This window comes from Streptomyces sp. NPDC086080 (assembly GCF_044540255.1).
Lineage (GTDB): Bacteria > Actinomycetota > Actinomycetes > Streptomycetales > Streptomycetaceae > Streptomyces.
Genome location: NZ_JBITRU010000038.1, coordinates 55,698 through 66,030, shown reverse-complemented (window position 1 = coordinate 66,030; position 10,333 = coordinate 55,698). Strand labels below are relative to the sequence as shown.

The window sequence follows — 10,333 nt, the reverse complement described above, 5'->3', positions numbered from 1 at the left end:
CTTCGGCCCTTCGGGCCTCGGGGGGCCACCCCCCCGGGGGGGGGGGGGGGCGGGGGGGGGGGGGGGGGGGGGGGGGGGGGGGGGGGGTGGGGTGTTTCGCCCCCGCCGCCCCTTCCCTTCCCGTCCCTGGGGGCTCCGCCCCCCAGACCCCCCGTTCGCGCAGTTCCCCGCGCCCCTGAAGCGCCCACGTGGCGGAGCCGCATGTCGGCACAGCCCCGCGCCCCTGAAGCGCCCGCGCGGTGGAGCCGCCAGTCGATACAGGACCGCGCCCCTATGAGGGGGTCAGTTTCACTGCTGGTGTCTCCGGGGTGCTGTGGCGTTCCGCCCAGTGCTGGAGGGCGGTGTGGCAGGCGTGGTCGAGGTGGTGGAGGCCGGTGAGGTCCAGTTCCACGGGGCGGTCCCGGGGGAGGGACTCCAGGGTGTCCAGGATCTTCGGCAGGCGCAGGAACGTCGCGTTGCCCGACAGGTACACCTGGACGGGCCCCGCCCCCTTGTCCATGACCTCCAGCTTCGCCTGCGAGGCCTCCCAGGCGGTCTTGGCCACGGACAGGGCCAGGCCGATCAGTACGCCCTCGAACATGTTCACCGTGACGATCGACACCGCGGTGACCACCAGGACCAGTGCCTCACCGCGGTGCCCCCGCCACAGGGTGACCAGGCCGCGGAACGGGATCAGCTTCCAGCCGGCGTGGACCAGGATGCCCGCCAGTGCGGGCAGCGGGATCAGGGCCAGCGCGGACGGCAGCAGGGCCGCGAACAGCAGCAGCCAGACGCCGTGCAGCACCCGGGACGCCTTGGTCCTGGCGCCTGCGCGGACATTGGCCGAGCTGCGCACGATGACCGCGGTCATCGGCAGCGCGCCGAGGATCCCGCAGACCGTGTTGCCCGCGCCCTGCGCCATCAGTTCCCTGTTGTACCGGGTGCGCGGACCGGTGTGCAGCCGGTCGACTGCGGCCGCGCTGAACAGGCTCTCGGCGGAGGCGATCAGCGCGAAGGCGACGACCGTGCCGAGGAAGCCGACACCCGCCAGTGCGCCGAAGGCGTCCGCGCCGGGCGGCTGGACGGCGTCGAACAGACCCTGTACCTCGACCGTCGCGACGGGCACGCTGAACGCGAGGGTGACGGCCGTCGCCAGCAGGACCGCCGTGAGCGCGCCCGGTACGGCACGGGCCGGGCCCGGGACACGGTTCCACAGCACCATCACCACCACGGTGCCCGTGCCGACCGCGAGCGAGGCGAGCGCCTCGGTGCTGCCGAGCGCGTCCGCCGCGGCGCCGGGCATCCCGAGGATCTTGCCGACGCCGGTCGAGGGCGCCTCCAGCCCGGCCGCCGCGTAGAGCTGGCCCGCGATGAGGACCAGGCCGATGCCGGTCAGCATGCCCTCGATCACCGAGAGCGATATCGCGCGGAACCAGCGGCCGAGCCGGAGTGCTCCCATGGCGAGCTGGAGGACTCCGGCGGCGAGCACGATCACGCCGAGCGCGGGCAGCCCGTAGGTGCCGACCGCCTCGAAGACCAGCACGGTCAGCCCGGCGGCCGGGCCGGACACCTGAAGGCTGCTGCCCGGCAGCAGTCCGGTGACCAGGCCGCCCACGATGCCGGTGACCAGACCGAGTTCCGCCGGGACACCGGAGGCGACGGCGACGCCCACACACAGCGGAAGGGCGACGAGGAACACGACGAGCGAGGCGGTGACGTCCTGCCGGAGGTGGGGGAACCTGGGTACGGACGTGCTCACAACGCCTCGAACGCGTCGCTGCCGGCGCGGTGCTCGCGTACGGACCCGGTGTGCACCTCGTAGTACCAGCCGCGCAGCCGGAGTCGCCCGGCGGCCGATCGCGGGCCGACACACGGGTACGAGCGCAGTCTCAGCAACTGCGCCAGAATGTGGTGCTGTACCGCCTCCGCGCAGGCCGGGTCCGCCGCGTCGGCCGGTGCGGGCGCGCCGGCGGCGTGCGCCAGCCAGTCGCGTACGGCCGGTACGGCGTCCAGGTCGTCGCCGCGCACCAGCGCGCCGATGGCCCCGCAGTGGGAGTGGCCGCACACCACGATGTCGGTCACGCCCAGTACGTTCACCGCGTACTCGATGGTGGCCGCTTCGGCGGTGGGGCGTCCGGGGGCGTACGGCGGGACGATGTTGCCTGCGGTGCGCAGCTCGAAGAGCTCCCCGGGGCGGGCGCCCGTGATCAGGGCCGGTACGACCCTGGAGTCGGAGCAGGTGATGAACAGGACGTCGGGGGACTGCCCCTCGGCGAGGCGGGCGAACTCCTCAGGGCGCTGTCCGAACGTGCGGGCGTTGTCGATGAGGGGCTGCATCTGGCGTTTCCTCCTGGCGCGCATGGGGGGCGGAGGGGCGGTTCAAGCCCGGGGGTGCTTCGAGCCCCTCCGGCGTTTGAGGAGCGGGGTCCGGGGCGGAGCCCCGGGGTCGGGACGGGAAGGGGCGGCGGGGGCGCGAAACAAGCCTGTCGCGCCGACGCGGGACAACCCTGACCCGTGGCCCCTGATTCACGATCCGTATACGCGAACGCAAAAGCGCGATGGGACACGGAAAGCGCGGCGAAGGTAAAGCGACGCCAAGGGCCCTGGGTGCGGCCACGGTCGCCCGACCTTGGAACATGCGTCCACGTCAAGGCGGTTCACGCCTCTCCGGCACGCCAATGCTTGGTCAACGATTGGTCAAGAAACACGTTAACCCCGCAAAGTCATTTGCAGGGTCAACTCGGTGCATCGTGGCGGAGAGCGCCTGAAAAGAAAGGGTGCATTGGCGCGAACGCGCCCTGAATCGACGGTGATTCGATCGGTTTTCGCACACCCGTATTACGGGGTGTCGGCGAGCCGTTTCGCGTCACGGGCCAGCGCGGTGAGCCGCGAGATCGCCCGGAAGTATTTCTTGCGGTAACCGCCCTTCAGCATCTCCTCGCTGAACAGTCGGTCGAACGGCAGCCCCGAGGCGAGCACGGGCACCTCGCGGTCGTAGAGCCGGTCCGCGAGGACGACGAGCCGGAGCGCGGTCGACTGGTCCGGCACCGGCCGCACCCCGGTGAGGCACACCGCGCTCAGTCCGTCGGTCAGGGCGCCGTAGCGGCTGGGGTGCACCTTCGCCAGATGGTCCAGCAGGTCGGGAAAGGCGTCGAGGGAGGCGCCCTCGGTGGCGTGCGCGGTCCGCGTCACCAGCTCGTCGGAGTACGGCGGCGGCGCCTCGGGCAGACCGCGGTGGCGGTAGTCCTCGCCGTCGATGCGCAGCGCGCGGAAGTGGGCCGACAGGCCCTGGATCTCCCGCAGGAAGTCCGCGGCCGCGAACCGGCCCTCACCGAGCTTGCCCGGCAGTGTGTTCGAGGTGGCGGCGAGCGCGACACCGGCCTCGACGAGCTTGCCGAGCAGGGTGGAGACGAGCACGGTGTCGCCCGGGTCGTCCAGCTCGAACTCGTCGATGCACAGCAGCCGGTGCCCGGAGAGGGTCGTCACCGTCTGCTGGAAGCCGAGGGCGCCGACCAGGTTGGTCAGCTCCACGAAGGTGCCGAACGCCTTGCGCGACGGCTCCGCCGGGGTGGCGTGCCACAGCGAGGCCAGCAGGTGGGTCTTGCCGACGCCGTATCCGCCGTCGAGGTAGACCCCGCGCGGCCCGGCCGGGGCCTTCTTCGGCGCCTTGCCGAAGCCGAAGCCGGAGCCGAACAGCCGGCGCCGGCCCGGGTCAGCGGCCACCGCCCCGTCGAGGCCCGCCGCGAAGCCCTCGAGGACGCGTACGGCCTCGGTCTGGCTCGGCTGGTCCGGGTCGGGGAGGTAGGTGCCGAAGCGGACCGAGTCGAACCGCGGCGGCGGCACCATCTCGGCGACGAGCCGGTCCGCAGGGACACGCGGCTCGCGGGCGCACAGGGACAGCGGAGCCACGTCGGCTATCGGACCGGGACGCGATGCGGGGGAGGAGGACGACACGGTCCCCCATGCTACGTGCGTGGAAGACTGCACGACATGCGACGCCTGTTCCCCGTGACCGACGTGACCGACGAAACAGCAGCTCCCGGTGGGGTGGACGGCCGTGAGTGGAGCCTGGCCGAGCTGGCCGCCGCGTACGCCTACCCCGGGCCGGGGCCTGCCGGACGCCGGGAGCCGTGGCTGCGGGGCAACATGGTGTCCACCCTCGATGGCGCGGCCCAGCACGACGGCCGCTCACAGCCCATCTCCTGCCCGGCCGACATGCGGATCTTCGGTGTGCTGCGGGCCCTCGCGGACGTCGTGGTCGTCGGCGCGGAGACGGTACGGCAGGAGGGCTACCGTCCGGCACGCGCGCGGGCCGAGTTCGCCGCGGACCGGGAAGCGGCCGGACAGGGGCCCGCGGCCGTGATCGCGGTGGTGACGGCGAGCCTGGACCTGGACTTCTCGCTGCCCCTGTTCACCACCCCCCTGCTGCCCACGCTGATCCTGACCGGGGCCGGGGCCGCACCGGACCGGGTCGCCGCCGCCGAGAAGGCGGGCGCCCGGGTGGTCGTGGCCGGTGAGGGAGCCGCGGTGGACCCCGCGCGGGCCGTGCGGGCGCTCGCGGACCTCGGACACACCAGGCTGCTGACCGAGGGCGGGCCGCGACTGCTGGGCCAGACGGTGGCGGCCGGGGTGCTGGACGAGCTCTGTCTGACCGTGGCACCGATGCTCACCGCCGGTGACGCTCAGCGCATCGCCGGGGGGCCCTCAGTGACGATTCCGGTGCGTTTCACGCTGAACTCGATGTTGGAAGAAGACGGATTCCTGTTCACGCGGTACCGGCGGGCGTGACCCGGCGCTCCCGGGTCCGGACCGGAAGGAGACGGAACCATGCCCGACGGCGGCCCTCGGTCCGTCCGGCGATCGGCGGACCCGGCTCGTGCGGCGGGTGCGGCTCGTGCGCCCGATGTGGCGACAGGCGGGAGGTAATCCGGCAGTACCCGTGGGCACACGGGGCAGGATGGTTTCCGCGGGCCCGGCTCGGCCCACGGAGCGGAGAGGGCCCGCGGGCCCTCCGAGGAGAAGGGGCGCCTGGTGTTCACCAGCGTACTGATGATCGAGAAGGCCCTGACGTCGGCCGACGTGGAGTTCGTCACCACCTTGCACGGCGAGGAGCCGGTCTCCTTCCATGTGCTGCTCCAGCCGCGCGGAGAACAGGCCGACCGGCTGCTGAGAGCCATCGACGACGTCGCGCTCGGTGAGATCGACGACGCCGTCCGCGAGGGCGAGACCCCCGAGGGCGAGGAGGCCAGGAGCATGGGGGAGCGGGCCCTTGAGGTGTCCCTGCAGGCCCTGCGCACCACCGGCGACACGGCGGAGGGACGGCTCATCGACAACCACCCGCTGGACGCGCTGAAGACCCTGGTGGCGGAGGTCGGGGCGGACGAGGTGATCGTGCTGACCGACCCGCACTACGTCGAGGAGTTCTTCCACCGGGACTGGGCCTCCCGGGCCCGGCACAAGGTCGGCGTGCCGGTGCTGAAACTCTTCTCCCACAGCAAGGCATAGGCTGGGGCGGCGCTCTCCCCGCTCTCCGGCGAGGGCGCGCAGACCGCCGTCCCGCTCGTCGCACCACTGGGAGAACACGCATGGCACCCGGCCTTCCCACCGCCATGGACCGACCGCACTTCATCGGCATCGGCGGCGCCGGGATGTCGGGCATCGCCAAGATCCTCGCGCAGCGCGGCGCCAAGGTGGCCGGCAGCGACGCCAAGGACTCCCCGACCGCCGAGGCCCTGCGCGCGTTCGGCGCCACCGTGCACATCGGCCACGCCGCCGGGCACCTCGCCGACGACGCCAGCTGTGTGGTCGTCTCCTCCGCGATCCGCGAGGACAACCCCGAGCTGGTCCGGGCCGCCGAACTGGGCATCCCGGTGGTGCACCGGTCCGACGCCCTCGCCGCCCTGATGCACGGCCTGCGCCCGATCGCCGTGGCCGGTACCCACGGCAAGACCACCACCACCTCCATGCTGGCCGTCTCCCTCACCGAGCTGGGCCGGGAGCCGTCGTACGCGATCGGCGGCGACCTGGACGCCCCCGGCTCCAACGCGCTGCACGGCGAGGGCGAGATCTTCGTCGCCGAGGCGGACGAATCGGACCGCAGCTTCCACACGTACGCGCCCGAGGTCGCGATCATCCTCAACGTGGAGCTGGACCACCACGCCAACTACGCGTCGATGGAGGAGATCCACGAGTCCTTCGAGACGTTCGTCGGCCGGATCGTGCCGGGCGGCACGCTGGTGATCTCCGCGGACCACGAGGGCGCCCGCGAGCTGACCCGCCGGCTGGACGGCTCGGTGCGGACCGTGACGTACGGCGAGGCGGAGGACGCCGACGTGCGGGTGCTGTCGGTCGTCCCGCAGGGGCTGAAGAGCGAGGTCACCGTCGAGTTCGACGGCGCCCCCCTCACCTTCACGGTGTCGGTGCCCGGCCGGCACTACGCGCACAACGCCGTGGCCGCACTCGCCGCCGGAGCCGCGCTCGGCATCCCCGCCGCCGAACTGGCGCCCGCGCTGGCCGCGTACACCGGCGTGAAGCGGCGCCTCCAGCTCAAGGGCGAGGCCGCGGGCGTGCAGGTCATCGACTCCTACGCGCACCACCCGACCGAGATGACCGCCGACCTGGAGGCCATGCGCGCCGCCGCCGGTGACGGCCGCATCCTCGTCGTCTTCCAGCCCCACCTGTTCTCCCGCACCCGGGAGCTGGCCAAGGAGATGGGTCAGTCCCTGTCCCTGGCCGACGCCTCGGTGGTGCTGGACATCTACCCGGCCCGCGAGGACCCCATCCCGGGCGTCACCAGCGAGCTGATCGTCCAGGCGGCCCGCGCGGCCGGCGCGGAGGTCACGGCCGTCCACGACACGGCAGAGCTCCCCGATGTGGTCGCGGGAATGGCGAGGGCCGGTGATCTCGTTCTCACCATGGGAGCGGGCGATGTCACCGACCTCGGCCCGCGCATCCTGGACCGTCTGTCGAAGTGAGGGGCTGAAGGCTCATGCCGTACGACGTCGAGAAGCCGGACGAGCAGTGGCGCGCGGAACTGACGCCGTCCGAGTACGCAGTTCTGCGCGAGGCAGCCACGGAGCCCGCCTTCACCGGTGAGTACACCGACACCAAGGACCAAGGCGTCTACTCCTGCCGGGCCTGCGGTGCGGAGCTGTTCACCTCGGACACCAAGTTCGAGTCGCACTGCGGCTGGCCGTCCTTCTACGACCCGCGGGACACCGACGCCGTGGAGCTGGTCGAGGACCGCTCGCACGGCATGGTGCGCACCGAGGTCCGCTGCGCCCGCTGCGGCTCGCACCTCGGGCACGTCTTCAAGGGCGAGGGCTATCCCACTCCGACCGATCAGCGGTACTGCATCAACTCGATTTCGCTGCGTCTGGTGTCGGACGAGGTGTGAGGTGTGAGGTGCGGGAGGCCGGCGCCCCAGTGAATCCGTCGGCTCGCGAAGTCGTCGAGTTCCGCGTCGACGTACAGCGGGCAGTGCGGCGGTCGGTGTCCCTTCCTCTGTTCAGGCCGTTGCCCGGTGTCCAGAGCGACGGCACGTCGGACAGCGGCCCGGACGGTTGACGGGGCGGCGGCCGTCAGGGTGGCGGCGATATGGGCATCCGGTCGCACCACCCATGTCTCGTCCCCGCGGAGGCCGAGGACAGCCGGCGCGTCCAGGTGCAGGGCGCTCAGCCGGTGTACGGAGACGGGAGGCTCACCGAGGGTGAGCTCGGACAGGCCGGCCAGGTCGACGTTCTCGCCGCACAGCACGGTGACTCCGCGGCGGGCGAGCAGTCTCAGGCGGCCACCACCAACGATCGGTGTTCCGGGACGAGTACGCCGGGAGCCACGGCCGGTGCCTGTCCTTTCACGGGGCGGCCGGTGCAGGGACGTTCGGGTGACGGTGTCGTCAGAGGCGACGTGTCGTACCAGAGCGGCTCGGCCGGCCGGCCGGAGTCCGGTAGGCCGATTTCCAGACGATCTCGTACGGCTTCTCATCGACGATCCGGCGGATCCGTCTGTCCAGGCCGCCGCTCGCTTCCTCAGCGGCGATGTCGAAGTCCTCCGGCACCTGCCAGTCGATGCGGAAGGTCGAATCCGGGCAGGGGTGTATCAGCACCTGACGCCCTGGGTTCCAGACAGAGTCGAAGGAGAAGCGCCGCTCCTGGGCCCACGTACCGAGGTCCGCCCTGATGTCACAGATCAGGAAGAGGTCTCCGAACGTGCGACCGTCCAGGGTGACACCGAGCAGCCTGCGCACCGCCTCGCCCCAAGCACCGGAACAGGCGACAGCGAGTCGATCATGTGGTGGACCCTGGCAGACCGGTACGGCATGCCAGAGTCCGAGGACACGGCCGAGTCAGGTGTTCTGCTTGCGCCGCGTGAGCCGCGGACCGGCCCTGTCAGGCGGCGGCCAGGTCGAGGGCGATGTCGATGATCATGTCCTCCTGGCCGCCGACCAGACGGCGCCGGCCACACTCCATGAGGATGTCGCGGACGTCGACCTCGTAGCGGCGGGCGGCGAGTTCGGCGTGGCGGAGGAAGCTGGAGTAGACGCCGGCGTAGCCCAGGGTGAGGGTTTCGCGGTCGACGCGGACCGGGCGGTCCTGGAGGGGACGGACGATGTCGTCCGCGGCGTCCTGGAGGGCGAACAGGTCGCAACCGTGCTTGTAGTCGGAGAGGTTGGCGACCGCGATGAACGCCTCGATGGGGCAGTTGCCGGCGCCGGCGCCGTGGCCGGCCAGGGAGGCGTCGACACGGCGGACGCCGTTCTCGACGGCGACCACCGAGTTGGCCACGGAGAGCGAGAGGTTCTCGTGGGCGTGGATGCCGATCTCGGTGGCCGGGTCGAGCACGTCCCGGTAGGCGCGGACGCGGGCGGCGACGTCGTTCATGGTCAGGCGGCCGCCGGAGTCGGTGACGTAGACGCAGTGGGCGCCGTAGGACTCCATCAGCTTGGCCTGCTTCGCGAGCTTCTCGGGCTCCGCCATGTGGGAGAGCATCAGGAAGCCGGAGACGTCCATGCCCAGTTCGCGGGCGGCGGCGATGTGCTGCGCGGAGATGTCGGCCTCGGTGCAGTGGGTGGCCACGCGCACCGAGCGGACCCCGAGGTCGTAGGCGTGCTTCAGCTCGTCGATGGTGCCGACGCCGGGGAGCAGCAGGGTGGTCAGGCGGGCGGTCTTCAGGACGGAGGCGGCGGCTTCGATCCACTCCCAGTCGGTGTTCGAGCCGGGGCCGTAGTTGAGGGAACCTCCGGCGAGGCCGTCGCCGTGGGCGACCTCGATGGCGTCCACGCCGGCCTCGTCGAGGGCGGTGACGATGCGCTTGACGTCGTCGGGCGTGATCCGGTGCCGGACGGCGTGCATACCGTCCCGGAGGGTGACGTCCTGCACGAAGATCTCGGTGCTCACTTCGCGGTCTCCTTCGCGGCGGCGATGCGCTCGGCCATCTGCACTGCGGCCGAGGTCATGATGTCGAGGTTTCCTGCGTACTCGGGCAGGTACATGCCTGCGCCCTCCACCCTGAGGAAGACGGACACCTGGTGGGTCGGCCGGGTGTCGTCGCCGTCGGCGAGGAGCGTCTCGACCGGCTGGTCGGCGGGGATCTCGCTGATCTGGACGTCCTGGACGAGCTGGTAACCGGGGACGTAGGCGGCGACCTCGGCGGCCATCTTCTCGACCGAGGCGGTGATCTCCCGCTTGGCGGCCTCGCCGTCCTCGCCCTCGGGCAGGGTGACCAGGGCGAAGACGGTGTCACGCATCATCAGCGGCGGCTCGGCGGGGTTGAGGATGATGATCGCCTTGCCGCGGCGGGCGCCGCCGACCTGCACGATCGCCGAGGAGGTGGTCTCGGTGAACTCGTCGATGTTGGCCCGGGTGCCCGGGCCGGCCGACTTGGAGGCGATCGAGGCGACGATCTCGGCGTAGGCCACCGGGACGACCCGGCTGATCGCGGCGACCATCGGGATGGTGGCCTGGCCGCCGCAGGTGACCATGTTGACGTTGGGTGCGTCCAGGTGCTCGTCGAGGTTGACGGCCGGGATGACGTACGGGCCGATGGCGGCCGGGGTCAGGTCGATCATCCGGATGCCGAGGGGCCGTAGCTTCTCGTCGTTGTAGCGGTGCGCGCCGGCCGAGGTGGCGTCGAAGACGATGCCGATCTCGTCGATCTGCGGCGACTTCAGCAGCCCGTCCACGCCTTCGGCGGTGGTCTCGAAACCGAAGCGGGCGGCGCGGGCGAGGCCGTCGGAGGCCGGGTCGATGCCGACCATGACCCCCATCTCGAGGTGCTGCGCGTTGCGCATGATCTTGATCATCAGGTCGGTGCCGATGTTGCCCGACCCGATGACGGCGACCTTCGTCTTGCTCAT

10 protein-coding genes are annotated in these 10,333 nt (G+C 71.5%); 4 read left to right on the top strand and 6 right to left on the bottom strand.

The annotated features are described in order from the left end of the window. Positions 1–271: 271 nt before the first annotated feature. The 3 genes from ACIF9R_RS32550 to zapE all read right to left on the bottom strand — a co-directional run bounded on the left by ACIF9R_RS32550 (position 272) and on the right by zapE (position 3,933). Positions 272–1,738, bottom strand: coding sequence for a SulP family inorganic anion transporter (locus ACIF9R_RS32550; RefSeq protein ID WP_399986002.1), 1,467 nt, complete (start codon positions 1,736–1,738; stop codon positions 272–274). Further along, positions 1,735–2,316 carry a carbonic anhydrase gene (locus ACIF9R_RS32545; protein WP_399986001.1) on the bottom strand — a complete coding sequence of 194 codons (582 nt, stop codon included), beginning with the start codon at positions 2,314–2,316 and terminating at the stop codon, positions 1,735–1,737. Before ACIF9R_RS32545 ends, ACIF9R_RS32550 begins: the two co-directional genes overlap by 4 nt. Positions 2,317–2,817: 501 nt before the next feature. Beyond that, positions 2,818–3,933 (bottom strand): cell division protein ZapE, encoded by a 1,116-nt coding sequence (gene zapE, locus ACIF9R_RS32540; protein ID WP_399986000.1) that lies wholly within the window; start codon positions 3,931–3,933, stop codon positions 2,818–2,820. Between the two features lie 36 nt (positions 3,934–3,969). On the opposite strand from zapE, the gene ACIF9R_RS32535 reads away from it, so the two are divergent. The 4 genes from ACIF9R_RS32535 (at position 3,970) to msrB (ending at position 7,375) form a co-directional block, all read left to right on the top strand. Continuing rightward, positions 3,970–4,767 (top strand): pyrimidine reductase family protein, encoded by a 798-nt coding sequence (locus tag ACIF9R_RS32535; RefSeq protein WP_399985999.1) that lies wholly within the window; start codon positions 3,970–3,972, stop codon positions 4,765–4,767. Between the two features lie 243 nt (positions 4,768–5,010). Beyond that, entirely contained in the window at positions 5,011–5,484 is a 474-nt protein-coding gene (locus ACIF9R_RS32530) for an indole-3-glycerol phosphate synthase (RefSeq protein WP_399985998.1), read from the top strand. 80 nt (positions 5,485–5,564) lie between these two features. Beyond that, on the top strand, positions 5,565–6,953 hold the full coding sequence (murC, locus tag ACIF9R_RS32525) for a UDP-N-acetylmuramate--L-alanine ligase (RefSeq protein WP_399985997.1): 1,389 nt from the start codon (positions 5,565–5,567) through the stop codon (positions 6,951–6,953). 14 nt (positions 6,954–6,967) lie between these two features. Next, on the top strand, positions 6,968–7,375 hold the full coding sequence (gene msrB / locus ACIF9R_RS32520; RefSeq protein WP_399985996.1) for a peptide-methionine (R)-S-oxide reductase MsrB: 408 nt from the start codon (positions 6,968–6,970) through the stop codon (positions 7,373–7,375). 498 nt (positions 7,376–7,873) lie between these two features. Here the strand turns inward: msrB and ACIF9R_RS32515 are convergent, their stop codons facing one another. From ACIF9R_RS32515 to ACIF9R_RS32505, 3 genes are all read right to left on the bottom strand, one after another. Continuing rightward, positions 7,874–8,224, bottom strand: a complete 351-nt coding sequence (locus ACIF9R_RS32515) for a hypothetical protein (RefSeq protein ID WP_399985995.1) — start codon at positions 8,222–8,224, stop codon at positions 7,874–7,876. 142 nt (positions 8,225–8,366) lie between these two features. Further along, a complete protein-coding gene (dmpG, locus tag ACIF9R_RS32510) occupies positions 8,367–9,374 on the bottom strand; it encodes a 4-hydroxy-2-oxovalerate aldolase (protein WP_399985994.1) in 1,008 nt (335 codons plus the stop codon). Beyond that, positions 9,371–10,333, bottom strand: coding sequence for an acetaldehyde dehydrogenase (acetylating) (locus ACIF9R_RS32505; RefSeq protein WP_399985993.1), 963 nt, complete (start codon positions 10,331–10,333; stop codon positions 9,371–9,373). The genes dmpG and ACIF9R_RS32505 overlap by 4 nt, the downstream gene beginning before the upstream one ends.

Excerpts from the sequence above, each read along its gene's own strand:
- murC (WP_399985997.1), top strand. The coding sequence starts at position 5,565 with ATGGCACCCGGCCTTCCCACCGCCATGGACCGACCGCACTTCATCGGC.
- ACIF9R_RS32505 (WP_399985993.1), bottom strand. The coding sequence starts at position 10,333 with ATGAGCAAGACGAAGGTCGCCGTCATCGGGTCGGGCAACATCGGCACC.
- ACIF9R_RS32545 (WP_399986001.1), bottom strand. The coding sequence starts at position 2,316 with ATGCAGCCCCTCATCGACAACGCCCGCACGTTCGGACAGCGCCCTGAG.
- ACIF9R_RS32535 (WP_399985999.1), top strand. The coding sequence starts at position 3,970 with ATGCGACGCCTGTTCCCCGTGACCGACGTGACCGACGAAACAGCAGCT.
- msrB (WP_399985996.1), top strand. The coding sequence starts at position 6,968 with ATGCCGTACGACGTCGAGAAGCCGGACGAGCAGTGGCGCGCGGAACTG.